Here is a 24,172-nt window from a genome sequence, read left to right on the forward strand (position 1 = left end):
TCCGCTCGATCTATCCGAGCCACCAGGCCAGCGCGCCGCCCGCCGCGAGGGCGGCGCAGACGGCGAGCGCGATGGACAGCGGCCGGGCCGTCCTCCAGGTGGTGTAAACGCCGCCGAGCAGGAAGCCCGCCAGGGCGAACAGAACGATCACGGTGACGTCGCTGGACACGGTGCCATCTTGCTCCAGCCCGCTCGGTCTCCCGGTGGCCGGGGCGGCGGGGCGACAATTAACAAGCACGCATGCTTGCTTTTTTCTGGCCCCGGTGTGATGCTGGTCGCGGAACGCGGACTTCACGGGTGCGGCATGCGGCTCATCCTGACGGTTCGCCGTACAGGAGGCATTCCCGCTGATGAGTATGCTGGCCGCCGACCCGGACGTGCTCCGGATCGGCAACTGTTCCGGCTTCTACGGCGACCGGCTCGGCGCCATGCGTGAGATGCTGGAAGGCGGACAGCTCGACGTCCTCACCGGCGACTATCTCGCCGAACTCACCATGCTGATTCTCGGCCGGGACCGGATGAAGGACCCGGACCTCGGCTACGCCAAGACCTTCGTCAAGCAGATCGAGGACTGCCTCGGGCTGGCGCTCGAACGCAACGTGCGCATCGTGGCGAACGCGGGCGGCCTGAACCCGGCCGGTCTGGCGCAGCGTCTGCGCAAGGTTGCCGCCGACCTCGGACTGGACGCCAGGATCGCGCACGTCGAGGGCGACGACCTCCTCGCGCGCGCCGGTGACCTCGGCTTCGGCGCGCCGCTGACCGCCAACGCCTACCTCGGCGCGTGGGGCATCGTCGAATGCCTGAACGCGGGCGCGGACATCGTGGTCACCGGCCGGGTCACCGACGCTTCGGTGATCGTCGGGCCCGCCGCCGCGCACTTCGGCTGGGGCCGAACGGATTACGACCGCCTGGCCGGCGCGGTGGTGGCCGGGCACGTCATCGAGTGCGGCACCCAGGCCACCGGCGGCAACTACGCCTTCTTCACCGAGCTCGCCGATCTGGGCAGGCCGGGTTTCCCGATCGCGGAGATCCGCGCCGACGGCGGCAGCGTCATCACCAAACACGCGGTCACCGGCGGCGCGGTCACCGTCGACACGGTCGAGGCCCAGCTCATGTACGAGATCCAGGGGGCGCGCTACGCCGGGCCCGACGTCACCTCCCGCCTGGACACCATCCGGCTCGACCAGGACGGCCCGGACCGGGTGCGGATCAGCGGCGTCACCGGTGAGGCCCCGCCGCCCCGGCTCAAGGTCTCGCTGAACACCATCGGTGGCTTCCGCAACGAGATGGAATTCGTGCTCACCGGTCTGGACATCGAAGCGAAAGCGGAACTGGCGCAACGGCAACTGGAGTCCTGGCTGCCGAGCCGACCGTCCGAGCTGACCTGGACCTTGGCCCGCCTGGACCGCCCGGACGCCGACACCGAGGAGCAGGCCAGCGCACTGCTGCGCTGCGTGGTGCGCGATCCGGACCCGAACAAGGTCGGGCGCGCGTTCTCCAACGTCGCGGTGGAGCTGGCGCTGGCCAGCTATCCGGGGTGCAGCTTCACCACCTTGCCGGGCAACGGTTCTCCTTACGGCGTGTTCACGCCCGGGTTCGTGGACGCCGCCGAAGTGCCGCACACGGCGGTGCTGCCCGACGGCGCCCGCGTCGAGATCGCCCCGGCGACGGAGACGGCCGAACTCGCCGCCGTCGACGAGCCGCCCGCTCCGGAACCGCTGCCCGCCGGGGAAACGCGCCGCGCGCCGCTGGGAACCGTCGCGCTGGCACGCAGCGGTGACAAAGGCGGTGACGCGAATATCGGTGTGTGGGTGCGCACCGACGAGCAATGGCGCTGGCTGGTGCACACGCTCACCGTGGAGCGCATCAAAGAACTACTCCCGGAAGCGGCTTCGCTGACCGTCACCCGGCATGTGCTGCCCAATCTGCGGGCGCTGAACTTCATCATCGAAGGCCTGCTCGGCCAGGGCGTGGCCTATCAGGCCCGCTTCGACCCGCAGGCCAAGGGACTCGGCGAATGGCTGCGGTCTCGTCACCTCGACATTCCAGTGGAGCTGCTGACATGACGAAACTCTGGGAAACGCCGGAACGACGCGAATTGCGATCCACGGTGCGCGGATTCGTGGAACGCGAGATCCTGCCGTACCTGGACGGCTGGGAGCGCGCCGGTGAGATCCCGCGCGAGCTGCACAAGAAGGCGGGCGCGCTCGGCCTGCTCGGCGTGCAGTTCCCGGAATCCGCGGGTGGTTCCGGCGGCGACGGCGTTGACGCGATGATCGTCTGCGAGGAGATGCACCAGGCCGGTGCGTCCGGCGGGTTGTTCGCCTCCTTGTTCACCTGCGGCATCTCCGTGCCGCACATCATCGCCTCGGGCAACGCCGACCAGATCGAGCGCTGGGTGAAGCCGACGCTGGCGGGCGAGAGGATCGGATCGCTCGCGATCACCGAGCCCGGCGGCGGCTCCGACGTCGGGCACCTCACCACCACCGCGCGCCGCGACGGCGACCACTACATCGTCAACGGCGCCAAGACCTACATCACCTCCGGCGTCCGCGCCGACTTCGTGGTCACCGCGGTGCGCACCGGCGGGCCGGGCTCCGGCGGCATCTCGCTGCTCATCGTCGACAAGGACACGCCGGGCTTCACGGTCAGCCGCAAGCTGGACAAGATGGGCTGGCTGGCCTCCGACACCGCCGAACTGTCCTACGTCGACGTCCGGGTGCCGGTGGAGAACCTGGTCGGCCCGGAGAACTCCGGCTTCTACCAGATCGCGGGCGCGTTCGTCAGCGAGCGCGTCGGGCTGGCGGTGCAGGCGTATTCCAGCGCGCAGCGTTGCCTGGAACTGACGCTGGAGTGGGTGCGCAATCGCGAGACCTTCGGCCGCCCGCTGATCAGCAGGCAGGCGGTGCAGAACACGGTCACCGAGATGGCGCGTCGGATCGATGTGGCCCGCGTCTACACCCGGGATGTGGTGCAGCGCAGCGCCGAAGGCGAGACCGACCTGATCGCCGAGGTGTGTTTCGCGAAGAACACCGCGGTGGAAGCGGGCGAGTGGGTGGCCAACCAGGCCGTCCAGTTGTTCGGCGGCCTCGGTTACATGCGCGAATCCGAGATCGAGCGCCAGTATCGGGATATGCGCATCCTCGGGATCGGCGGCGGCACTACCGAAATACTGACCGGACTGGCGGCGAAGCGATTGGGGTACCAGTCATGACCATTCTGCGCAGCACCTTGGACACCGCCGCGCCCGAGTACGAGGCGGCCGCGGAGGCGATGACGGCCAAGCTCGCCGAGGTCGACGCGGAGTTCGCCAAGGCCATCGCGGGCGGTGGGCCGGACAAGCTGGCGCGGCATCGCAAGCGCGGCAAGCTGACCGCGCGCGAGCGCATCGAACTGCTCGTCGACGAGGACTCGCCGTTCCTGGAGTTGTGCCCGCTGGCGGGCTGGGGCAGCGAATTCCACGTCGGCGGCAGCACCATCGCGGGCATCGGCATCGTGGAGGGTGTCGAGTGCATGATCGTCGCGCCCGATCCGACCGTGCGCGGCGGCACCTCGAACCCGTGGACGCTGCGCAAGACGTTGCGGATCAACGACATCGTGCGGGAGAACCGGCTGCCGGTGATCTCGCTGGTGGAATCCGGCGGCGCGGACCTGCCGACGCAGAAGGAGGTCTTCGTCCCCGGCGGCCGGATGTTCCGCGACCTCACCCAGGCGTCGGCGGCGGGCATCCCGACCATCGCGCTGGTGTTCGGCAACTCCACCGCGGGCGGCGCGTACATCCCCGGTATGTCCGATCACGTGGTGATGATCAAGGAGCGCTCGAAGGTGTTCCTCGGCGGTCCGCCCCTGGTCAAGATGGCGACCGGTGAGGAATCCGACGACGAATCCCTCGGCGGCGCGGACATGCACGCGCGGATCTCCGGCCTGGCGGATTACTACGCCGTGGACGAGCAGGACGCGATCCGCATCGGCCGCTCCATCGTCAAGCGGCTGAACTGGCGCAAGCAGGGGCCCGCCCCGCGCGCCGAGGTGATCGAACCGCTCTACGACCCGGAGGATCTGCTCGGCATCGTGCCGTCGGATCTGAAGATCCCGTTCGATCCGCGCGAGGTGATCGCCCGCATCGTGGACGGCTCGGATTTCGACGAGTTCAAGCCGCTCTACGGCAGCAGCCTGGTCACCGGATGGGCCGAGCTGCACGGTTACCCGGTCGGCATCCTGGCCAACGCGCGCGGTGTGCTGTTCTCCGAGGAATCGCAGAAGGCCACCCAGTTCATCCAGCTGGCCAACAAGTCGAACACCCCGCTGCTGTTCCTGCACAACACCACCGGCTACATGGTCGGCAAGGAGTACGAGCAGAAGGGCATCATCAAGCACGGCGCGATGATGATCAACGCGGTCTCCAATTCGAAGGTGCCGCACATCTCGGTGCTGATGGGCGCGTCCTACGGCGCGGGCCACTACGGCATGTGCGGCCGGGCCTATGACCCGCGCTTCGTTTTCGCCTGGCCCAGTGCGAAATCCGCCGTCATGGGCGGTGCGCAGCTGGCGGGCGTCATCTCGATCGTCGGCCGGGCCGCCGCCGAGGCGAAGGGCCTGCCGTTCGACGAGGAGGCCGACGCCGGGATGCGCGCCATGGTGGAGGCGCAGATCGAGGCCGAATCGCTGGCGATGTTCATGTCCGGGCGGCTCTACGACGACGGCGTCATCGACCCGCGCGACACCCGCACCGTGTTGGGAATGTCCCTGTCGGCCATTCACAACGCCCCGATCAAAGGCGCCGACGGCTTCGGCGTCTTCCGAATGTGAGGCCGACGATGACTGCATCGCAGAGCGATTCGATGAAGGGCGGCGGCCGGGTGACGGGTGGGCTCACGAATGTCCTTGTCGCCAACCGTGGCGAAATCGCCCGCCGGGTCTTCGCGACCTGCCGCAGGATGGGTCTCGGCACCGTCGCGGTGTACTCCGACGCGGATGCCGCCGCGCCGCATGTCACCGAGGCGGACGCCGCGGTGCGCCTGCCCGGCAACACGCCCGCGGAGACCTATCTGCGCGGTGAGCTGATCATCGAGGCCGCGGTCGCCGCTGGCGCCGATGCCATCCATCCTGGATACGGATTCCTCTCCGAGAACGCCGAATTCGCCAAGGCCGTGCTCGACGCCGGGCTGGTCTGGATCGGGCCGCCTGTCGAGGCGATCGAGCAGATGGGCTCGAAGGTCGCCGCGAAGAAGATGATGGACGCCGCGGGCGTGCCGGTGCTCGCCGAACTGGACCCGGCCGAGGTCACCGAGGCGCACCTGCCGGTGCTGATCAAGGCGTCCGCCGGTGGCGGCGGGCGCGGCATGCGCGTGGTTCGCGAGCTGGCCGACCTGACTTCGCAGATCGAGGCCGCCCGGCGCGAGGCGGAATCCGCCTTCGGCGATCCGACGGTCTTCTGCGAGCGCTACCTCGAGACCGGCAGGCACATCGAAGTCCAGGTGATGGCTGACACGCACGGCACCATCTGGGCGGTCGGCGAGCGTGAGTGCTCGATCCAGCGCCGCCACCAGAAGGTGATCGAGGAGGCTCCGTCGCCGCTGGTGGAGCGCACCGAGGGCATGCGGGCGCGGCTGTTCGAGGCGGCGCGGCTGGCGGCGGGCGCGATCGGCTACACCGGCGCGGGCACCGTCGAGTTCCTCGCCGACGAGCAGGGCGAGTTCTTCTTCCTGGAGATGAACACCCGCCTGCAAGTGGAGCATCCGGTCACCGAGTGCACCACCGGGCTGGATCTGGTGCGCCTGCAACTGGACGTCGCCGCGGGCGGCGTGTTGCCCGCAGAACCGCCTGCCATGCACGGGCATTCGATCGAGGTCCGGCTCTACGCCGAAGATCCGGCGCACGACTGGCAGCCGCAGAGCGGCACCGTGCACCGGATCGATATCCCGTCGGTGCTCATCGAGTTCGACCTGCTGGACCGCCCGGGCGTGCGGCTCGACACAGGCGTGGTGGACGGCTCGGTGGTCGGCGTGCACTACGACCCGATGTTGGCCAAGGTCATCTCCTACGCCGAAACGCGCGGCGAGGCAGCACGATTGCTGGCTTCTGCGCTGCGCCGCGCGAAGATCCACGGCCTGGTCACCAACCGCGACCTGCTGGTGCGCGTGCTGCGTCATCCGGCGTTCCTGGCGGGTGACACCGACACCGCGTTCTTCACGACGCATGGGCTGGCCGCCCTGGCCGCGCCGCTGGCGTCGGAGTCCGACGAGGCGCTGTCCATCGTGGCCGCCGCGCTCGCCGACGCCGCCGCCAACCGGGGCAGCGCGCGGGTGGGCGGCGGGCTGCCCAGCGGGTGGCGCAATCTCCCCTCGCAGTCACAGCGCAAGTCCTACGAAAGCCGCGCTACCGGAACGCACGAGGTGGGTTACCGGTTCGGCCGGACCGCCGTCACCGTGGACGGTCACGACGGTCTCGCTCTCGTCGAGTCGGCTCCCGATCGCGTCGTGCTGTCGGTTCCGGGTGAGCGCGGCCCGGTGCGCAGGCAGTTCGAGATCGCCCGCTACGGCGACCAGGTCTACGTCGACTCGCCGCTCGGCCCGGTGGCTCTGCGCAGGCTGCCGCGTTTCAGCGATCCGGCCGACCAGGTGGCCACCGGTTCTCTGCTCGCGCCCATGCCGGGCAGCGTGATCCGGCTCGGCGCGGAGGTCGGCAACCACGTCGAACAGGGTCAGCCGATCCTGTGGCTGGAGGCGATGAAGATGGAGCACACCATCGCCGCGCCCGCCGCGGGCGTGCTCAGCGCCGTCAACGTCACCGTCGGCCAGCAGGTCGACGTCGGCGCCGTGCTCGCGGTCGTCGAACCCGTAGAAACTCAGGAGAGCTGATGACGTTCATCGAAACCGACGAGCAGAAGGCGCTGCGGGCCGCCGTCGCCGCGCTGGCCACGAAGTACAACTACCGCGACTACGTGCTGCCGAAGGCGCGCAAGAGCGAGCCGCTGGACGAATTGTGGCAGGAGGCGGGCAAACTCGGGTTCCTCGGCGTGAACCTGCCGGAGGAATACGGTGGCGGCGGCGCGGGCATGTACGAGCTGTCGCTGGTGATGGAGGAGCTGTCCGCGCAGGGCGCGGGCCTGCTGCTGATGGTGGTGTCCCCGGCCATCTGCGGCACCATCATCACCAAGTACGGCACCGACGAGCAGAAGCGGGAATGGCTGCCCAAACTCGCCGACGGCTCCGGAAAGATGGTGTTCGGCATCACCGAGCCGGACGCGGGCTCCAACTCCCACCAGATCACCACCACCGCGCGCCGCGACGGTGACGACTGGATTCTCAACGGCCGCAAGATTTTCATCTCCGGCGTTGACCAGGCCGAGGCCGTGCTGATCGTGGCCCGCACCTCCGACCACAAGACCGGCAAGCTCAAGCCCGCCCTGTTCATCGTGCCGACCGACGCCGAAGGCTTCACCAAGACGGCGCAGGAGATGGACATCATCGAGCCCGATCACCAGTACAACCTGTTCCTCGACGACGTCCGGCTGCCGTCCACCGCGCTGGTCGGCAAGGAGGACGCGGCGTTGATGCAGTTGTTCGCGGGCCTGAACCCGGAGCGGATCATGGGCGCCGCGATGGCCGTCGGCATGGGTCGCTACGCCATCGAACGCGCGGTGGAATACGCCAAGGAGCGCACGGTGTGGAAGACGCCGATCGGTGCGCACCAGGGCATCTCGCATCCGCTGGCGCAGGTGAAGGTCGAAGTGGAGCTGGCGAAGCTGATGATGCAGAAGGCCGCGACCCTCTACGACGCGGGCGACGAGATGGGCGCCGCCGAGGCCGCCAACATGGCGAAATACGCGGCGGCGGAAGCCAGCATCAAGGCGCTCGACCAGGCCGTCCAGACCCACGGCGGCTCCGGCCTGACCAAGGACGTCGGACTGGCCGCCATGCTCGCCGCCGCTCGCATCGGCCGCATCGCGCCGGTGAGCCGGGAAATGGTCTTGAACTTCGTCGCCCAGTACTCGCTGGGCCTGCCGAAGTCGTACTGAGAGGACGCGCATGACCGAGACGGCTCCGTTCGTCCGCTACGAGGTGAGCGGCGGCGTGGCGACGCTCACCTTCGACTCGCCGCACAACCGCAACGCGCTGTCGTCCAAGCTGGTCGCCGAGCTGCTGCGCGGACTCGACGACGCCGCCGACGACGAGAAGGTGCGCGTCGTCGTGCTCGCGCACACCGGCAACACGTTCTGCGCGGGCGCCGATCTGAGCGAGGCGAGCGACGCCGATCCGGCCGTGGCCGCCGACGAGCGCACCCGGGTCATGATCGGCGTGCTGCGCAGGCTGGTGGAGATCCCGAAGCCGGTGATCGCGCGGATCGACGGCAACGTGCGGGCGGGCGGCATGGGCATCGTGGCCGGTTGCGACATCGTCGTGGCCGGGCCGGGCAGCAGTTTCGCGCTCACCGAGGTGCGGATCGGGCTGGCGCCGTTCATGATCTCGCTGACCCTGCTGCCCAGGCTCGATCCGCGCGCGGCCAGCCGGTACTACCTCACCGGCGAGAAGTTCGACGCCGCCGTCGCCGAGCAGATCGGCCTGGTCACGGTAACCGCCGACGACCCGGCCGCCGAGGTGGCGCGGCTGTGCGGGGAAGTGCGCAAGGGCTCCCCGCAGGGGCTGGCCGAGGCCAAGCGGTTGGTCAACGCGGGCATCCTCGCGGAGTTCGACGCCTCCGCCGAGGAGCTCGCGCGGCATTCGGCGAGCTTCTTCGGCACCCCCGAAGTGCACGAGGGCATGCTGGCCTTTTTGCAGCGCCGCCCGCCGAGCTGGGCAGAATAACGACCATGGCGACACCCCACGAACCCAAGCAGGACCGCAGCCGAGCCACCCGGCAGCGCCTGCTCGAGGCGACCATCGACTGTCTGGCCGAGATGGGCTGGGCGGCCGCGACGGTCGCGGTCGTCGCCGAACGGGCCGGGGTGTCGCGTGGCGCGGCGCAGCATCACTTTCCCACCAGGGAGGATCTGATCACCGCCGCGCTGGAGTTCATGTTCGACACGCGCAGCGGGCAGGCGGTGCAAGAGGCATCGTCGCTGGGGGAGCTGGGCGACGGCGTCGGCCGTACGGAGGCGGTGGTGGCGGGGCTGGTCGAGTCGTACACCAGTCCGCTGTTCAAAGCCGCGTTGCAGGTGTGGACGCACGCCGCCGCCGACCCGGTGCTGCGCGAACGCATCGTCCCGCTGGAAGCCCGCTTCGGCCGCGCGTCGCATCGTCGCGCGATCGAGGCTCTCGGCGTGGACGACTCCGATCCGGTCACCCATCACCTGGTGCAGGCGACCTTGGACATGGCCCGCGGCCTGGGGTTGGCCGACGTCCTCACCGACGACTCGGCCCGCCGCAAGCGCATAGTCGAGCAATGGGCGGCCACGCTACACGCCGCTTTGCACGCTCCTCGCTGATCGGGAGTCCGCGATCGGCGCACTCAGCAGCAGGACTATCGCGGCGACCATGGCGGCGAGAGTGAGCAGAGCGTAGGAGTTGCCGACCAGGAATTGCATGACAGTCCAGTGGAATTCCCGGCCGTTGGTCTGGGGTACGAACCAGATCAGGCCTTGCGGAAGCAGCGGCAGCGTCTGATCCCATGTTCCGATCGAGTCGACTTGCATCGGCCACGCGAAGGCGAACAACGCGATCGCGCCGGGCACGGTGATGCCGGCTGTCCACGATCGGCGGGACAGTGCGTGCACGGCCCAGACGAGCGCGGGCACCGCCCACACCCAGTAGTGGGTCCAGGAGATCGGTGAGCACAGCAGCGTCACACCGGCGGCGAGCAGGGCGCCGAGCATCTCGTCTCCCCGCTGGTAGGCGATTCGCGCCGCGGCCAACCCGGCCAGCCCGAGCCCGCCGGCGCCGAAGAGCCACACCACGTGGCTGTCCCACGTGGTCCATTGCAGGCGGCCGAGCACACCGTTGAGCGACTGATTCTGCACGTATGCGAAGCCGATCCGGTTCTGCGACGCCACGGTCGAGGTCCAGAACTGGATCGCCTCGGTCGGCCGATACCAGAGACCGACCGCGACCGTGGCCGCGAACGCGCCCATCGCGACGGCGGCGGCCTTGAATTGGCGGGTGATCACCAGATAGACGACGAACACCGCGGGCGTCAGTTTGATGCCGGTGGCGATACCGATGAGGATGCCGCGACTCCGGCGGTGTTTCGGCATGGCGAGGTCGCCAAGGACCATCGCCATCAGGATCATGCTGATCTGCCCGAAGCGGAAGGTCTGCTGCACCGGCTCGAGCCAGAGCGCGGCGCTGCCCACGGCAAGCGTCATCGCCAGCATGCCGAGCCCACGCCGATACCGCATCAGTACAGCGGTGCACCACACGCTGACATACAGGGAGATCAGCGTCGTGACCACCATGCCGGTGCCGATGTAGTTGATCGGGAACCGCGCCAATTCGGCGCAGATCCACGCGGCGAAGACGGGATAGAGAAACGGCAGGAACATCGGGCCGCGGGCGGCGTACAACTGATCCGGGTGCAGGGCGGCGGCCTTGCCGCCCCACATGTAGACCTGCAGATCTATTTGGTGCCAGTACATTTCCCAGTTCGGCCGCAAGAACAGCAGCCAGGCCGCCAGGGAGATCGCGGTGAACACGATGGCCGCGCCCAGGGCGAGCGCGGCTCGTGGCGGTCGGCTACGCGCGGTCGATAGTTCCGTCGCCTGCGCGACAACGACAGTTGTCGCCGGTGCGACAGTTGCCATGAACTTTCCTTCATCAGATGACGATCGATCGGCGGAACCGTTGCCGGACAACATGATCGGCGCGGTCCCGAGGGCAACGCTGAAACCGTGAGCTCGTCTAACGATACGGCTACTACCAAAGTAGTATTACCATTAGGAAATGTAACATGTGTCACTTTTGGCCTCCCTGTGTGGGAAGCGCCGCTTACCGGGTCCCGATGTCCCGGTGCATGTGATCGCGTGGATCGGTAGGGGCGCGACAGACAACTCGCGCCCCTCATCTTCAACGAATTCGCTTAGGGCTCTACCGAAGTCGGCGCACTCGTGCGCTGTGCCCGATCAGCACAGTCCTTGCTGCTCGAGGCGCCCGGAATCGATGGCATAGGAGGAGGCCCCGATGGCGGCGCCGATCAGGCCGACGATGATCGCGCCGGGGATCGCGCCGACGAAGAAGACGGGCAGGCCGACCAGCGCGCCGATGGCGGCGCCGATCGCCGCGCCGATTCCCGTGCGCAGTTCGATCGTGTCGCCGGGCGGCAGGCACGCCTTGATGTAGGTCACCTGCGGGGCCTCGACGGTCGCCGCGGCGATCGGTTCGGTGCGGTCGACGGGCGCGGCCGACGCGGTAGCGGCGAATCCGACGGTGAGCGCGGTTGCGACCAGTGCGCTGACCACCGTCACGGCCAGCTTCGTGAAAGCGTTCAACTGTTTCCCTGAATGTTCGCGGTGGACACGTGACCTGATGCGCTCCGGGTTCCCGCTCCGGAACGTGCGCTGTCACGCATCCGATCATCATCGCTGGAGTTTTGCGGTGTGCCAAGACCTGACGCTCGAATAGCCTGCGCCGGTGCCAACTCCGAGCGCCTTCGCGTCGATGTCACACTCGCCGGCGTCGCGTCGTCCTTCCTGTGAACGCGAAACGACGCAGCGACACAAGGAGTGAGGACCATGACGAAGGGCACGAAGATCGCGGTAGCGGGCGCGACCGGGCGGCTGGGCAGGCACGTGGTGGATGTGCTGAACGAGCAGGGGCACGACGTGGTCGCCTTCTCCCGGGCCGACGGTGTCGACATCGAGACCGGGCGGGGCCTGGTCGATGCGCTGGATGGTGTGCGCGTCGTGATCGACGTTTCCAGCACGCCGTCCCCGGACCGGGAGGTGGCGACGGCCTTCTTCACCGCGACCGCGCGCAATCTGCACGAAGCGGGACAGAAGGCAGGGGTCGAGCGTCTGGTGGTGGCGTCGATCATCGGCATCGACGGCACCACCGCCGGATACAACGCGGCCAAGCTGGCCCACGAGCGAGCGCTGCTGGAAGGGCCGCTGCCGGTGCAGATCCTGCGTGCGGCGCAGTTCCACGAACTGGTCGAGCTGATGATGGGGTGGGGCACCCAGGGGGACACCGCCTACGTGGCCGAGATGCGCACCCAGTTGGTCGCCGCGCGTACCGTCGCCGAGGAACTCGTCCACCTCGCGCTCGCTCCCGAGATCACCGCGGCTCCTTTCCCGGAAATCGCGGGCCCGCAACCGGAAACGATGGCCGGTGCCGCAACCCTGCTTGCCGCCCGCCGCGGCGCGCCCGCACACGTCGTCGAGGTGAGCGACCAGGACAATCCCGATCGTGAGGTGTACGAAAACGGTGGACTTCTCCCCGGCCCGCACGCCAAGCTCGCAGGCCCGACGTTCGCCGAGTGGATCGAGTCCGTCCGGTAGCCACCCGGAGGCATCGAAAACGCGGTCCGCACCGGCGCCGAGGTATGACGCCGGTGCGGATGCGGTGTTCAGCGAGTGCAGGGGAATGCGCTGAACACCGGAAGGCGATGCGGCCCCGAGGGATGCAGGGCGACAGGGCAGCATCGCGTGGTTTCAGTGGGTGGCGGTCAGGTCGTACAAGGCGACCCCGTCCACCTGGATGGCGGTGAAGTTCTCCTCGACCCACTGCGTGATCTGCGCACTGGGGGAGGAGCTGGATGAACCGGGCCCGCCACGGCCGCCGCCGACGAAGTAGTGGATCTTCCCTTCGGCGACGTACTGCTGGAACTGCTCCAGCGTCGGCGAGGGGTCACTGCCGTTGAAGCCGCCGATCGGCATCACCGGAAGTTCGGTGGCCAACTGCAAGCCCGCGGCGCTGTTCGAGCCGATGGCCGCGGCCACCCAGGTGTAGTCGCCGCCGTTCTGCTCGAGCAGGGACACGATCTGCGCGCTCGGTTCGCTCGCCCCGAGCAGGCCGCCCATCCCACCGCCGCCATTGGGACCAGGACCGCCGTCTCCGGGCATACCGCCCGTTCCTTGCGGGAACACCGTGCCGTCCGGTGTCTGCCCGCCGGGCGCGGTGCCTTGCGGCGCGGTGCCGGGCGGGAAACCCGGCGGTGTACCCGCGCCGTCAGGAGCTTGCCCGTCGGGCGGGAAGCCCGGCGGCGTACCCGCGCCGCCGGGGGCCTGCCCGTTGGGCGTGGTGCCCTGGCGTCCGCCGCTCGGTGTCCGGCCGCCGGGTGCGTTGCCCTGCGGTTCAGAACCCGGAAGTCGGCTGCCCGGCTGTGGAATTCGGCCGTCCGTGCCCTGCGGACCCGGCGAACCTCCGTCCGGCGGTGTGTCACCCGGGGCTTGCGCGGCGCCGTCGCGGCCCGTGCTCATTCCGTTCTGCATGCGGCGACCCATGCCGGGCATGCCTTCGCCCCACGGTGGCCGCCCGCGCATCGCGACGTTCGGCCCCGCCGAAGGAATCGAACCGGCGTGTGGCGTCGCGATGGTATCGACGGCATAGGCCACGGGCCCGGCCAGGAAAGTGAACGCGACCGCCAGCGCCGACACGACGGCCGGCTTGCGCGGCGCGGGAACGAGCACGGCGAGTGTCGCGAGCACGCCGACGGCCAGCACCGTCCAGCGCAGCCACGACTGCCATTCCGGACTGCGCGACAACAGCATCCAGGCGGTCGCCGTGGTGAGACCCACCGCGAGTGCCGACGCAAGCCGCACCCACGGCCGATGCCGCCCCCGCCACGCCAGGACCGCGCCCGCGCCGACCAGCGCGGCGATGGCCGGAGCCAGGGCGACGGTGTAGTACTGGTGGAAGATCCCGGCCATGAAGCTGAACACCAGCCCGGTCGCCAGCAGCCATCCGCCCCAGAGGACGAGCGAAGCGCGCTGCCGGTCGGTGCGAGCCGCTTTGCCGCGCAGGAGGATTCCGACGACCAGCGCGACCAGCGCGGCGGGGATCAACCACGCGATCTGACCGCCCTGTGCCGGCTCGAACATCCGCGTGATGCCGGTTTCCCCCCACATGCCGTTGCCGCCCCGCGGCAGCTCACCGCCGCCCGGTACGACACTGCCGCGCTCGTTGCCGTTGAGCCGGCCGAGCCCGTTGTAGCCGAGGGTGAGTTCCAGGATGGAGTTCTCGTGCGAGCCGCCGATCCACGGACGGGACGAGGCGGGCCACAACTCCACCGCGAGCAGCCACCAGCCCGCGGCCACCACCATTGCGGCCCCGGCCGCGAAAAGTTGCAGGATGCGCTTGCCGAGTTTCGGCGGGCCCGCGAGCAGATAGGTCAGCGCGAGCGCCGGAACCACCAGCAGCACCTGCAATTGCTTGGTGAGGAAGCCGAATCCGATCAGCGCGCCGGTCAGCACCAGCCACCGCCAGCGGCCGTCCTCCACCGCCCGGGTCATCGCCCAAGCGGCGGCGATCATCAAGAACACCAAGAGCGCTTCGGGATTGTTGAAGCGGAACATCAACGCCGCGACCGGCGTCACCGCCAGCGCCAACCCGGCGAGCAATCCGGCCGCGGGCCCGAACGACCTGCGCACCGTCGCCCACAGCAGTGCCACGCTGGCCACGCCGAGCAGCACCTCCGGCACCAGGATGCTCCAGCTGTTCAGGCCGAAAGCCCGCACCGAAAGCTCCATCAACCACAGCGAGGCGGGTGGCTTGTCCACGGTGATCGAGTTGGCCGCGTCGGAGGACCCGAAGAAGAACGCCTTCCACGACACCGAGCCCGCCTGCACCGCGGCGGAATAGAACGAATTCGCCCACCCGTTGGCGCTCAGGTTGCACAGATAGGCCACCGCCGTGCCGAGCAGCAGCGCCGCCAGCGCCGGAAACTCCCAGTTCCTTCTGGTCCGAGGCCGCGGTTCGGCCGCGACCGGTTGCGCGGTCGGAGTCGCCGTCATCGACGAACCTCCGCGGCGAGCCCCGATGCGTTCGACGCACGATCGCCTCCGCTGTCGCGGAACACCCAGCGCAGCCCGACGAACCGCAGCAGCGTCGCCACCAGATTGGCCACCACCAGCACGAACAGTTCCAGATGCACCGAGGAGTCCGGCGCCCACCGATGCAGCGCGAACAACGAACCGCTGGTGAGCGCCAGCCCGATACCGAAGATCACCAAACCCTGGAACTGGTGCGACACGGCCCCGTTCGAGCCGCGCACGCCGAAGGTGAAGGCCCGGTTGGCCGCCGTGTTGCCCACCGCCGTGATCAGCAGGGCGGCGAAGTTCGCCACTTGCGCGCCGGTCAATGGTTGCAGCGCCACGTAGAGCAGCAGGTAGGCCAGCGTGCTCAACACACCGACGATCGCGAACCGCACCAGCTGACCCACCATGCCGAGCGGCACCCCGGGCACCAGCGGTTCCCGGCCCACCGAGCGGCGCAGTTCCTCCAGCGGCAGCGCGCCGGTCGCCAGCGCCCGACCAAGCCGCCAGATGCCGAGCAGGTCCTTGCGGGCGGTGTCGATGATGTCGACGCGGCTGTCCGGGTCATCGATCCAGTCCACCGGGACCTCGTGAATCCGCAGACCTGCCCGCTCGGCGAGCACCAGCAATTCGGTGTCGAAGAACCATTCCCCGTCGTGCACCAGCGGTAGCAGGCGGCGCGCCACCTCGGTGCGCATCGCCTTGAAGCCGCACTGCGCGTCGGAGAAGTGCGCGCGCAGCGAGGCCTTCAGCAGCAGGTTGTAGCAGCGCGAGATGATCTCGCGCTTGGGTCCGCGTACCACGCGGGACGCGGCGTCGAGACGGGTGCCGATGGCCAGGTCGGAATGCCCGGTGATCAGCGGCGCGACCAGCGGGAGCAAGGCGTTCAGGTCGGTGGACAGGTCGACGTCCATGTAGGCGACCACCTGCGCGTCCGAGTGTTCCCACACCGCGCGCAGCGCCCGACCGCGACCCTTGGCGGACAGATGGACGACGCGCACATCGTCCAGTTCCTCCGCGAGCAGCTGGGCGACCTGGAGCGTGGCGTCGGTGCTCGCGTTGTCGGCGACCGTGATGCGCGCCGGGAACGGGAACCCCTCGCGCAGGTGGGCGTGCAGTCTGCGCACGCACACGCCGAGGTCGGTCTCTTCGTTGTAGACGGGTATCACCACGTCCAGCACGGGCGCGCCCGTGGTCTCGGTCCGTTCCGTCGCCGCGACGGTGGAAGTCTCGGTCATGCGAACCAGACTCGACGGCCACACTGCCACCGGGCTGGGCCTCAGCTGTGAGGTTCCTGGTAGCTCGGGATCGCCGGGTGGATGCCCGGCGGACGCCCGGTTATCGGGGCTGCTCGGTGCAGGTAGCATCCGGATTCGTGATGCTGCGCGGCCGGACGGAAGACGACCAGCCGCCGAAACGCGTGGACGCCCGCACCGAGCGCTGGCGCGAGCATCGCAGAAAGGTGCGCGAGGAGTTCGTGGACGCGGCGTTCCGCGCCCTCGACAAATTCGGCCCCGCCGTCAGCATGGGCGACATCGCCAAAGAGGCGGGCGCGGCCAAGCCGAAGCTGTATCGCCATTTCGAGGACAAGACCGACCTCTACAACGCGATCGTGGACCGGGTCCGCGACGTGCTCTGGGAACAGGTCATGACCAGCTTCGACCTCACCGGCGACTCGGCCGGTGACCTGGTGCGCCGCGCCGCGTCCGAATACGTGCTGGTGGTGTCGCGGCAGCCGAACGTCTTTCGGTTCATGCTGCACAGCCACTTCACGCAACGGTCCGACGACGCCGATCGCGCGCTGCAATCGGCCAGGCAGTCCGCCCGGCGCGCCGCCGAGCTGTTCGCAGGCGTCGTGGACGACGAGTCGGTGCGGGTCGAAAACGTGCAGCTGGTGATCTATTCGATCTTCGGCGCGGTGGCCTCGGCCACCGATTGGTGGCTGGGAGTGAACCGGCTGGAGCCGCCCGCCATGACGGCCGAGCAGTTCGCCGACTATCTGAGCGAGACCATCTTCGCGCTGGTGGCGGCGAGCGCTCGGCTGCACGGCATCGCCATCGCGGCCGATCGTCCGCTGCACCTCGCCTTTTCCACGTTGTGACCGGAGCGCCCCCCGGGCCGGGCGCCGAGGTCGTGCCGCGTCCACGCCGAACGTCATTGTTCCGATCGCCTCGCCGTTGAAGCCATCCGTGTCGGCGACGTCTTCAGTATCGCAGCGCCCACCGACAAGAAATGGCGCCGATCAGCTCCGGTGCAACCGCCACAGCGGGGACACCGGCCCATGGCCAGCGCCGAGATCGTAGGACGCGGCCAAGCAGCGGTAGGTCCACTCCTTGGCGAACTCGACCGCTTCGGGCACCGGATAGCCGTGGGCGAGCGCACAGGCGATCGCGGCGGCCAGCGTGTCGCCGCCGCCGTGGTCATTGCCGGTCGCGATGCGCGGCGCGGTGAATTCGAGGAATTGCTCGCCGTCGAACAGCAGGTCGGCGCTGTATTCGGAGGAACGCAGGTGCCCGCCCTTGACGATCGCCCACCGCGGTCCCAGCTTGTGCAGCGCCTCGGCCGCGCGCCGCGCCGAATCGTCGTCCGCTACCTCGATGCCCGTGAGCAGGCGGACCTCGTCCAGGTTCGGCGTCACCACGGTCGCGAGCGGAATCAGGGTGTTGCGCAGCGCGTCCAGCGCTTCGGCGTGCAGCAGTGGGTCGCCGTGCATCGAGGCCGCCACCGGATCGACGACCAGCGGAATCTCGCCATCGCGGCCGATGCCGACCTCCCGGCACACCTCCGCGACCGCCTCGATGATCGCGGTCGAGGCCAGCATGCCGGTCTTCGCGGCGCCGACGCCGATGTCCCCGGCGACCGAGCGCACCTGAGCGGCCACGACCTGCGGCGGAATCTCGTGGAAACCGCTGACGCCCACCGTGTTCTGCACGGTGACCGCCGCGACCGCGACCAGGGCGTGCACGCCGCACAGCGCCATGGTGCGGGTATCGGCTTGGATTCCGGCGCCTCCGCCGGAATCGGTACCGGCAATGGTGAGCGCCCGGACGGGGGTCTGCCCCTCGGCGGGCAATGGCAGCAATTTCACGACCCAAACCCTACGGCGACGTCGTTCTCCCGCTACGGGCAACCGGACCCGCCCGTAGACATAAAATGAAAATCGTTATCATTAACTTCATGGACTCCGACCTGCTTCCCGTCACCGTGCTGTCCGGCTTCCTCGGTGCGGGCAAGACGACGCTGCTCAACCACATCCTCGCCAACCGGGAGGGCCGCCGGGTCGCGGTCATCGTCAACGACATGAGTGAGGTGAACATCGACGCCGCGCTGGTCGCGGGCCAAGGCCACCTCGACCGCACCGAAGAGAAGCTGGTCGAACTGACCAACGGCTGCATCTGCTGCACCCTGCGCGAGGACCTGATCGAGGCGGTGGCCCGGCTCGCGCGGGAAGGACGGTTCGATCAGCTGGTGATCGAGTCCACCGGCATCTCCGAGCCGATGCCTGTGGCCGCGACCTTCGACTGGGAGTTCGAGGACGGGTTCCGGCTCGGCGACATCGCCCGGCTGGACACCATGGTGACCGTGGTCGATGCCTCGACCTTCCTCGCGGAAGTGGCGCGCGGCCAAGCGCTGGCCGAGCGGAATCTGGAAGCGGGGGAGGGCGACGCGCGCACCATCGCCGACCTCCTGGTGGATCAGGTCGAGTTCGCCGACGTCGTGCTGGTCAACAAGACCGACCTGGTCGGCGCCGCGGCGGTGGGCGCGGTGGAGGCCACGGTGCGCAGGCTCAATCCGCGCGCTCACGTGCTGCGGACCATCAACGGTGTGGTCGACCTGCGCGAGGTGCTCGACACCGGCCGCTACAACCCGCTGGTCGCCGCGGCGGCCGAGGGGTGGGCGGAGGAACTCGCAGGCGGCCACACGCCGGAGACCGAGGAGTACGGCATCCGCAGCCTCACCTACACCGCCGACCGGCCGTTCCATCCGCTGCGTCTGGCCGATGCGCTGGAGCGGTTGCGCGGCCTGTTGCGCAGCAAAGGATTCTGCTGGATCGCGAGCCGCTCGACGCTGGCCGCCGTGTGGTCGCAAGCGGGACCGAACCTGGTGTTCGAACCCGCCGCCTGGTGGTCGTCGCTGGAGGTGCCGCCAGGGCAGGAGATCGTGTTCATCGGGGTGAAGCTGGATTGCGCGAAGGTGCGCGCGTTGTTGGACGAAGCCCTGCTCACCGACGCGGAGTTCGCCGCGGGCCCTGGCGCTTGGGCCGAGTATCCAGATCCTCTCCCGGCCTGGGATGAACTGCACGAGCACATGTGAGCGCTGCGTCGACCCACACGTCTCTGTGCCGCCGCATCACGCGCTCAATTCGAGATACCGGGCGCCTGGTGCAGGTAGGTCGTGTCGGTCAGTTGCTCGATCATGAAGTCGGCGATGGCGGCGCGGGAGATTTTCAGGGTGAGTCCGGGCTCGCCCGCCCGGAACCCGCGCCGGTAGCCACCGGTGGCCGGTCCGTCCACGTCGTAGCCCTCCCGCAGCGCCCGCCGCGCTGGCGTTCACAATCGTGGCGCTGGCCGCGCTGGGTCGGGCGCACTCCGGTCCAGGCCGTGCTCAGCCGGTAGACCGGCGTCGCTGTAGGGAGAGGCCATGCGCGGCACCCTTACGCCCGGCCCGGCCGGATCGATCCTGTGATCGATGCCGCCCGGCGGAAGTACGCCCGAAATTTGCTCGCGGCGAGTAGTGGTTTCGAGATCGGCTCGATTGGAACCGAAACGGTAGGCGCTGCGTCCAACCCTGCAAGATCACAGATGCGAGAACGCATGACACATTGCGCAGACAGGGGATTGCATGACCGACACAGCCAGCGCCGGAACAGATTTCGCGATGGTCCCGACCGAAGTGTCCGACGCGGGCCGCTACATCCAGCAAGCCGCGCAAACGCTTATCGACGGAATCCGCTCGGCCGACACCGAAGTAGCCGGTCTGATGGCGACGTGGCGCGGCCCGGCCGCCGACGCCTACTCCGCGGCATGGGGGGAGACCCGCCAGGGCGCGATACGCATCCTCGAGGCGCTGGACGGCATGGGCGAACTACTGGGTGTCTCGGTCGCGAACGTGGCCGAGGTCGAGACCCCCCGAGTGGGGGCCACCACCGCGGCCACGTCTTCGCTGGATCTGCCGTGACGGCCGCGTTCGGCGTGGATCTGGCGCATCTGCACGCAGTGACGGCGCGTATCGGCGGATTGGTGTTGTTTTTCGCGCGATTACTACCGGGACCCCCTTACGCCGGTCCCTCAAGGGGGTTGTACGGGCCTCAGTGCCCCATTCATACTCTGAAAGTGAATGGGGCACTGGACTGGCTCCTTACCCGACTTTGAACGATCCCGTGACAGCGGGCGTTTCGCAATCAGTCTTTCCGAGATACATCGTGCCGGTCAGAGATCCCATTACTTCACCGGAGCCGGTCGTATCGGTAAATGAGTCCTTCCATGTGGTATCGGGGGCAAACACCGGTACGGCGTGATCAAACGTATGGCTGCCACTCAGGCCATTGTGCAGATTCTGCCAGCCGAACTTCATCACACCCCCGGTGATTGGCCCCATACTTGAAACGAACTGAAATTTGAACGTGACGCGACCATTTCCCTGATCGACGGCCGACCACGTTGCCTGTCCACATTTCGCTGGGGCTGCGGCGGCTCGCCTTTACCGAAACGTGAGTCAGGCCTATCGTGGATGCTCGACACGGCAGAAACAACACGAAGGAAGTATTTGACATGCCGGAATTCAGCGGACCTATGTACATATCACCCAACCCGCCCTCGCGTCGTTCCGGCCCGCAAAGCCCACAACACGCAGCAGCACAATTGGGGGTACCCATCGCCCTACCGGCGAGGCCCGAGCCCTTCTCAATAAGCATATACGGACGAAATCAGATGCCGCGGTCAGTTACCATCCGCAGCAGCCTGTCATCTGTATTCGTCGAAACCTACCTCATCGACGACAGCGACACGGTGGCGGATTTCGCCGCGCGTGCGTTGAGCAGATTTGCCCCCGACGCCGGATTGGACTACCTCGACCAAATATCAGCAAAAGCAATCGCCGTCGAGGCTGCGCTCACTATCGACAACGTCACCTACCCTGGTATGGAAATCACCCACCGCGACTTCGTGGTCCGATCCGCAGCAATCGACAACACTCGAATGGTCGCGGTGTGTAGCCTGTCAGGCCCCTCGCCAAAACTCACTTGGACCCAATCATGAACATTGAGCAAGGCGGTAATTTTTTGACCGTGAGGACGTTGAAGAACCGCTGATCCGCTCCGCGAAACGATGTTCACGATGCCGGAACAACTCGGGCCAAGATCCGAAATATGTGGTGATCGTGCCGAATAGGGGTTCCCGTAGGACTCGCCGAATTTCGGGCGGATTTGAGCTTTCGTGGCGAACGGCGAGGTGGAAGAGGGCTTGTAAAACACCCTAGCGTTCGCGTGGTTCCCCATTGGCACTGACGCCTGCGAGGAGTGGTGGTTGCTGCTGCTCCTGTAGGGCTGGGTTCGGGAGGTCCAGGGTCCAGGCGGGGCGTGTGCGTTCGCTGCTGGGATTGCGGCGCGTGGTGGCTGTTGGAAGGCTGGTGGCGAACATCGGTTGACCGCTGGTCGGAGCCGGGGTGTTGGTGGTGTGCGCGACCGATGGGCTGGCGGTGGTGGTTGTTGTTCGGGGTTCCAGTCCGCGGCGTGGGTTGTGTCGGGGTGGTTGGTGCGGCAGTGGCGGTCCCGTCCGATGGTGTCGAGGCGGGGGCTGCTGTGTTCTTGTCGGGGGAGGCAGTTGCTGCGCCGGTTTTGCCTGCGGGATCGTTCGTGGCGGGTTGGTCCGAGATGGCGCTGGTGTGGTGGGTGACTTGATCGACGGTGGTGACGAGTTTGGTGACCGAGTCGGTGACCTCGGCGACGGCTTCGCCTCCGTCTTTGACCAGCTCGCCGGCGTCCTTGAGGAACTCCCCGCCGCTCTCGATCAGGTTCGGGATGGTGCCGGTGATACTGCCGACCGCTTTGATCAGGTCGCTGATATCACCGGGCCGCCATTCCCCGGGCTTGCCTTTGTCGGAGGTCTGCGCTGCGGCGCCTGTGTTGGAGTCGCCCGTGTTAGATGCGCCGTTGTTCGATTTGCTGGCGTCGGCGGCTTTCGTGTCCGTCGACATCGGTGTCGATGTGGGTGAAGTCGCCGCGGGCGTGGTCGTCTTGTTCGGGTCGGCTTGGGCGCTCCCGGTCAGCTGGGATATCGGAGACGCAGGCGCCGACGCGGCTGCGAGGGCCGAGACGTCGGTGTTGGCCTGCTCGATCTTGGCAAAAGAGGCCGATCGAGAAGCCTAAAATGCGCCTTGACCACGACGTCTTGCTCGGCGAGCTTCTCGGCGTCTTTGCGGTTGTAGGCCCGGCCGGTTCCCTCGATCTTCTCTTCGGAGTGCCCGTTGGCCGGCGTGCCGTTCTTGACCTTGTCGCAGCGCACCGTGACCTTCTTCGGTTTGCGCTGCCCCGGCGAAGCCCCTCCGTGATCGGTTGAACCTGCGTGGCGGCGGTCATGGCGGGCAGCTGGTAGGCCGTGGGCGCGGCAGCCGCTACCGCGGTGTCCGCGAAACCGGCGGTGAACGGCACAGCCACCGCGAAAGCGATCGTCGATGCCAGTCGTGTGCTTGTCATGTAATCCCCCGTCTGCTCTCGACCCTCATCCAGCGGAAACCCCTCCACCGGACGGCGATCTGTCCTGATATGGCGACGGCCGTCGAATCCCAGCCCCGACTAGAAGAACCCGGAGTCGTTGTCCGTCAATAAGTTTGGACGGCACGGCCGGGAAACGGTTCCACCACTGCTCGAGATTCTGAGTGATCTGGACCATGTTTGCCTGGCCCCGCGGCTTAGGAGCTACATGGCGATGTCGCCGAACAGGTCGAGCTGCTCACTGCCGGTGAGCGCGAGGCGGTTACGCGGGCGCCGCGGCGCCGCCGAGCAGGTCGCGGTCGGGTGCTTGCTGCCCGAGGCGGGCGGCGACGACCGCGGGTGAGAGGCCTTCCCGCAGCATGCGTTGTTCGGCGGTGGCGCGCAGCGTGCCGGGGAAGATGTCGAGGCCGGCGTCGGCGCCGACGGCGCGGATGGCGGCGTCGACGGCGCGGATGGCGGCGTCGACGGTGCGCACGGCCAGCCGCCGGTGCGGGGCGAGACCGACACCGCCACCGCGCGACGCATTTCGCCGTGGTCCCGGACGAAGTGTCCGATGCCGGGCGCTCTACGTGCAGCAGACCGCCACCAACCTCATCAGCGGACTTCGCTCCGCCTCGGCGGAGGTGGATGGGCTCATGTCCAGTTGGCGTGTCGGTGCAGGCGGCGCGGACGCGGCAGGAGATCGTGTTCATCGGGGTGAAGCTGGATTGCGCGAGGGTGCGCGCGTTGTTGGACGAAGCCCTGCTCACCGACGCGGAGTTCGCCGCGGGCCCGGGCGCTTGGGCCGAGTATCCCGATCCCTTCCCGGTGTGGGGTGAACTGCACGAGCACGCCTGATGGCTGTGTCGCTCCAGGCCGCCTCGGCGTCGCCGGATGACGTGCTCAGTTCGAGATTCCGGGTGCCTGGCGAAGGTAGGTGGTGTCGGTCAGTTGCTCGATCATGAAGTCGGCGATGTCGGCGCGGGAGATTTTCAGGGTGAGTCCGGGCTCGTCCGCCCGGAACCCGCGCCGGTAGCCGCCGGTGGCCGGTCCGTCGGTGAACGCGCTCGGCCGCACGATCGTCCAGTCCAGGTCGCTGGCCAGGACGTACTCCTCCTGCTCGACGTGGTCGGCATAGGCCGGGCGCAGCAGCAAGCCGAACATCACGTACTTCCACAGGAAGTTCAGGTTGCCCTTGCTGTCGCCCACGCCGAGCGTCGTCTGGCAGATCAGCCGTTTCACGCCCGTGCGCCGCATCGCGTCGATGATCGCTTTGGTGCCGCCCGCCCGGACCACGCCCTTGCGGCCGTTGCCGAGCGAGATCAGCACCGCCTCCTGTCCCTCCACCGCGCGTTGCACCGAATCGGTGTCCAGCACATCGCCTTCCATGACGCGCAGCCGCTCGTGCCGCTGCGTGACGCTCGCGGCGCTGCGGGTGAAGGCCGTCACCTCGTGGCCCTCCCGCAGCGCCCGCTCGACGACGAGACGCCCGACGGTACCGGTGGCTCCGAAGACCGCGATTCGCATGGTTTCTCTCCTTGTTCGAAAGCTGTTGTGCTGTTGATGAATCCAGTACA

23 protein-coding genes are annotated in these 24,172 nt (G+C 68.1%); 14 read left to right on the forward strand and 9 right to left on the reverse strand.

The window, feature by feature from the left end:
- Nucleotides 1–10: 10 nt before the first annotated feature.
- Nucleotides 11–169 (reverse strand): hypothetical protein, encoded by a 159-nt coding sequence (locus ACWESM_RS12405; RefSeq protein ID WP_356962800.1) that lies wholly within the window; start codon nucleotides 167–169, stop codon nucleotides 11–13.
- 181 nt (nucleotides 170–350) lie between these two features.
- On the opposite strand from ACWESM_RS12405, the gene ACWESM_RS12410 reads away from it, so the two are divergent.
- The 7 genes from ACWESM_RS12410 to ACWESM_RS12440 are packed head-to-tail and all read left to right on the forward strand — an operon-like array spanning nucleotide 351 to nucleotide 9,427.
- Nucleotides 351–2,066 (forward strand): acyclic terpene utilization AtuA family protein, encoded by a 1,716-nt coding sequence (locus ACWESM_RS12410; RefSeq protein WP_452491717.1) that lies wholly within the window; start codon nucleotides 351–353, stop codon nucleotides 2,064–2,066.
- Entirely contained in the window at nucleotides 2,063–3,214 is a 1,152-nt protein-coding gene (locus tag ACWESM_RS12415; RefSeq protein ID WP_379249118.1) for an acyl-CoA dehydrogenase family protein, read from the forward strand. The genes ACWESM_RS12410 and ACWESM_RS12415 overlap by 4 nt, the downstream gene beginning before the upstream one ends.
- A complete protein-coding gene (locus tag ACWESM_RS12420) occupies nucleotides 3,211–4,809 on the forward strand; it encodes an acyl-CoA carboxylase subunit beta (protein WP_355071600.1) in 1,599 nt (532 codons plus the stop codon). Before ACWESM_RS12415 ends, ACWESM_RS12420 begins: the two co-directional genes overlap by 4 nt.
- 8 nt (nucleotides 4,810–4,817) lie before the next feature.
- Nucleotides 4,818–6,860 carry an acetyl/propionyl/methylcrotonyl-CoA carboxylase subunit alpha gene (locus ACWESM_RS12425; RefSeq protein ID WP_452491719.1) on the forward strand — a complete coding sequence of 681 codons (2,043 nt, stop codon included), beginning with the start codon at nucleotides 4,818–4,820 and terminating at the stop codon, nucleotides 6,858–6,860.
- Complete coding sequence (locus ACWESM_RS12430) at nucleotides 6,860–8,020, forward strand: acyl-CoA dehydrogenase family protein (RefSeq protein ID WP_364424606.1); 1,161 nt, start codon at nucleotides 6,860–6,862, stop codon at nucleotides 8,018–8,020. Before ACWESM_RS12425 ends, ACWESM_RS12430 begins: the two co-directional genes overlap by 1 nt.
- A 10-nt stretch (nucleotides 8,021–8,030) precedes the next feature.
- Complete coding sequence (locus ACWESM_RS12435) at nucleotides 8,031–8,807, forward strand: enoyl-CoA hydratase family protein (RefSeq protein ID WP_452491722.1); 777 nt, start codon at nucleotides 8,031–8,033, stop codon at nucleotides 8,805–8,807.
- A 5-nt stretch (nucleotides 8,808–8,812) separates the two neighbouring features.
- Nucleotides 8,813–9,427, forward strand: a complete 615-nt coding sequence (locus tag ACWESM_RS12440) for a TetR/AcrR family transcriptional regulator (RefSeq protein WP_355071605.1) — start codon at nucleotides 8,813–8,815, stop codon at nucleotides 9,425–9,427.
- Here ACWESM_RS12440 and ACWESM_RS12445 read toward each other — a convergent pair.
- The gene (locus ACWESM_RS12445) at nucleotides 9,398–10,738 is read right to left on the reverse strand and encodes a glycosyltransferase 87 family protein (protein ID WP_397279519.1); all 1,341 of its coding nucleotides are present in this window, start codon (nucleotides 10,736–10,738) and stop codon (nucleotides 9,398–9,400) included. The two genes, ACWESM_RS12440 and ACWESM_RS12445, sit on opposite strands and share 30 nt — an antisense overlap.
- A 318-nt stretch (nucleotides 10,739–11,056) precedes the next feature.
- Nucleotides 11,057–11,422, reverse strand: a complete 366-nt coding sequence (locus ACWESM_RS12450; RefSeq protein WP_364424601.1) for a hypothetical protein — start codon at nucleotides 11,420–11,422, stop codon at nucleotides 11,057–11,059.
- Between the two features lie 243 nt (nucleotides 11,423–11,665).
- On the opposite strand from ACWESM_RS12450, the gene ACWESM_RS12455 reads away from it, so the two are divergent.
- On the forward strand, nucleotides 11,666–12,430 hold the full coding sequence (locus ACWESM_RS12455) for an SDR family oxidoreductase (protein ID WP_364424599.1): 765 nt from the start codon (nucleotides 11,666–11,668) through the stop codon (nucleotides 12,428–12,430).
- Nucleotides 12,431–12,583: 153 nt separating this feature from the next.
- Here ACWESM_RS12455 and ACWESM_RS12460 read toward each other — a convergent pair whose 3' ends face one another.
- Together ACWESM_RS12460 and ACWESM_RS12465 are read right to left on the reverse strand one after the other, a co-directional pair.
- Entirely contained in the window at nucleotides 12,584–14,884 is a 2,301-nt protein-coding gene (locus ACWESM_RS12460; protein WP_452491725.1) for a glycosyltransferase family 39 protein, read from the reverse strand.
- Nucleotides 14,881–16,143, reverse strand: a complete 1,263-nt coding sequence (locus ACWESM_RS12465) for a bifunctional glycosyltransferase family 2/GtrA family protein (protein WP_355071612.1) — start codon at nucleotides 16,141–16,143, stop codon at nucleotides 14,881–14,883. The genes ACWESM_RS12460 and ACWESM_RS12465 overlap by 4 nt, the downstream gene beginning before the upstream one ends.
- Nucleotides 16,144–16,259: 116 nt before the next feature.
- On the opposite strand from ACWESM_RS12465, the gene ACWESM_RS12470 reads away from it, so the two are divergent.
- Nucleotides 16,260–17,006 carry a TetR/AcrR family transcriptional regulator gene (locus ACWESM_RS12470; RefSeq protein ID WP_452491727.1) on the forward strand — a complete coding sequence of 249 codons (747 nt, stop codon included), beginning with the start codon at nucleotides 16,260–16,262 and terminating at the stop codon, nucleotides 17,004–17,006.
- Nucleotides 17,007–17,147: 141 nt separating this feature from the next.
- Here the strand turns inward: ACWESM_RS12470 and thiD are convergent, their stop codons facing one another.
- Complete coding sequence (gene thiD / locus ACWESM_RS12475) at nucleotides 17,148–17,993, reverse strand: bifunctional hydroxymethylpyrimidine kinase/phosphomethylpyrimidine kinase (protein ID WP_355071616.1); 846 nt, start codon at nucleotides 17,991–17,993, stop codon at nucleotides 17,148–17,150.
- 89 nt (nucleotides 17,994–18,082) lie between these two features.
- Here thiD and ACWESM_RS12480 point away from each other — a divergent pair, with 89 nt between their 5' ends.
- On the forward strand, nucleotides 18,083–19,219 hold the full coding sequence (locus tag ACWESM_RS12480; RefSeq protein ID WP_452491728.1) for a GTP-binding protein: 1,137 nt from the start codon (nucleotides 18,083–18,085) through the stop codon (nucleotides 19,217–19,219).
- A 44-nt stretch (nucleotides 19,220–19,263) separates the two neighbouring features.
- On the opposite strand, the gene ACWESM_RS12485 is transcribed toward ACWESM_RS12480, so the two are convergent.
- Nucleotides 19,264–19,419, reverse strand: coding sequence for a hypothetical protein (locus ACWESM_RS12485; protein WP_452491729.1), 156 nt, complete (start codon nucleotides 19,417–19,419; stop codon nucleotides 19,264–19,266).
- 328 nt (nucleotides 19,420–19,747) lie between these two features.
- On the opposite strand from ACWESM_RS12485, the gene ACWESM_RS12490 reads away from it, so the two are divergent.
- The 3 genes from ACWESM_RS12490 (at nucleotide 19,748) to ACWESM_RS12500 (ending at nucleotide 22,271) form a co-directional block, all read left to right on the forward strand.
- Nucleotides 19,748–20,083, forward strand: coding sequence for a WXG100 family type VII secretion target (locus tag ACWESM_RS12490; protein ID WP_364424586.1), 336 nt, complete (start codon nucleotides 19,748–19,750; stop codon nucleotides 20,081–20,083).
- Nucleotides 20,084–20,835: 752 nt separating this feature from the next.
- The gene (locus ACWESM_RS12495) at nucleotides 20,836–21,162 is read left to right on the forward strand and encodes a hypothetical protein (protein WP_355071624.1); all 327 of its coding nucleotides are present in this window, start codon (nucleotides 20,836–20,838) and stop codon (nucleotides 21,160–21,162) included.
- An 893-nt stretch (nucleotides 21,163–22,055) separates the two neighbouring features.
- A complete protein-coding gene (locus tag ACWESM_RS12500) occupies nucleotides 22,056–22,271 on the forward strand; it encodes a hypothetical protein (protein WP_452491732.1) in 216 nt (71 codons plus the stop codon).
- 607 nt (nucleotides 22,272–22,878) lie between these two features.
- On the opposite strand, the gene ACWESM_RS12505 is transcribed toward ACWESM_RS12500, so the two are convergent.
- Complete coding sequence (locus tag ACWESM_RS12505; RefSeq protein ID WP_452491733.1) at nucleotides 22,879–23,091, reverse strand: hypothetical protein; 213 nt, start codon at nucleotides 23,089–23,091, stop codon at nucleotides 22,879–22,881.
- A gap of 173 nt (nucleotides 23,092–23,264) precedes the next feature.
- Here ACWESM_RS12505 and ACWESM_RS12510 point away from each other — a divergent pair, with 173 nt between their 5' ends.
- Entirely contained in the window at nucleotides 23,265–23,453 is a 189-nt protein-coding gene (locus tag ACWESM_RS12510) for a hypothetical protein (RefSeq protein ID WP_452491735.1), read from the forward strand.
- 45 nt (nucleotides 23,454–23,498) lie between these two features.
- Here the strand turns inward: ACWESM_RS12510 and ACWESM_RS12515 are convergent, their stop codons facing one another.
- Nucleotides 23,499–24,122, reverse strand: coding sequence for an NAD(P)-dependent oxidoreductase (locus ACWESM_RS12515; RefSeq protein ID WP_452491737.1), 624 nt, complete (start codon nucleotides 24,120–24,122; stop codon nucleotides 23,499–23,501).
- Between the last annotated feature and the right edge of the window lie 50 nt (nucleotides 24,123–24,172).

Source organism: Nocardia sp. NPDC003999, assembly GCF_053604885.1.

What these genes read in the sequence shown, in the direction of transcription:
- ACWESM_RS12410 (WP_452491717.1), top strand. Translation starts at nt 351, where the DNA reads ATGAGTATGCTGGCCGCCGACCCGGACGTGCTCCGGATCGGCAACTGT.
- ACWESM_RS12415 (WP_379249118.1), top strand. Translation starts at nt 2,063, where the DNA reads ATGACGAAACTCTGGGAAACGCCGGAACGACGCGAATTGCGATCCACG.
- ACWESM_RS12420 (WP_355071600.1), top strand. Translation starts at nt 3,211, where the DNA reads ATGACCATTCTGCGCAGCACCTTGGACACCGCCGCGCCCGAGTACGAG.
- ACWESM_RS12425 (WP_452491719.1), top strand. Translation starts at nt 4,818, where the DNA reads ATGACTGCATCGCAGAGCGATTCGATGAAGGGCGGCGGCCGGGTGACG.
- ACWESM_RS12430 (WP_364424606.1), top strand. Translation starts at nt 6,860, where the DNA reads ATGACGTTCATCGAAACCGACGAGCAGAAGGCGCTGCGGGCCGCCGTC.
- ACWESM_RS12435 (WP_452491722.1), top strand. Translation starts at nt 8,031, where the DNA reads ATGACCGAGACGGCTCCGTTCGTCCGCTACGAGGTGAGCGGCGGCGTG.
- ACWESM_RS12440 (WP_355071605.1), top strand. Translation starts at nt 8,813, where the DNA reads ATGGCGACACCCCACGAACCCAAGCAGGACCGCAGCCGAGCCACCCGG.
- ACWESM_RS12445 (WP_397279519.1), bottom strand. Translation starts at nt 10,738, where the DNA reads ATGGCAACTGTCGCACCGGCGACAACTGTCGTTGTCGCGCAGGCGACG.
- ACWESM_RS12455 (WP_364424599.1), top strand. Translation starts at nt 11,666, where the DNA reads ATGACGAAGGGCACGAAGATCGCGGTAGCGGGCGCGACCGGGCGGCTG.
- ACWESM_RS12460 (WP_452491725.1), bottom strand. Translation starts at nt 14,884, where the DNA reads ATGACGGCGACTCCGACCGCGCAACCGGTCGCGGCCGAACCGCGGCCT.
- ACWESM_RS12465 (WP_355071612.1), bottom strand. Translation starts at nt 16,143, where the DNA reads ATGACCGAGACTTCCACCGTCGCGGCGACGGAACGGACCGAGACCACG.
- ACWESM_RS12480 (WP_452491728.1), top strand. Translation starts at nt 18,083, where the DNA reads ATGGACTCCGACCTGCTTCCCGTCACCGTGCTGTCCGGCTTCCTCGGT.
- ACWESM_RS12490 (WP_364424586.1), top strand. Translation starts at nt 19,748, where the DNA reads ATGACCGACACAGCCAGCGCCGGAACAGATTTCGCGATGGTCCCGACC.
- ACWESM_RS12495 (WP_355071624.1), top strand. Translation starts at nt 20,836, where the DNA reads ATGCCGCGGTCAGTTACCATCCGCAGCAGCCTGTCATCTGTATTCGTC.
- ACWESM_RS12515 (WP_452491737.1), bottom strand. Translation starts at nt 24,122, where the DNA reads ATGCGAATCGCGGTCTTCGGAGCCACCGGTACCGTCGGGCGTCTCGTC.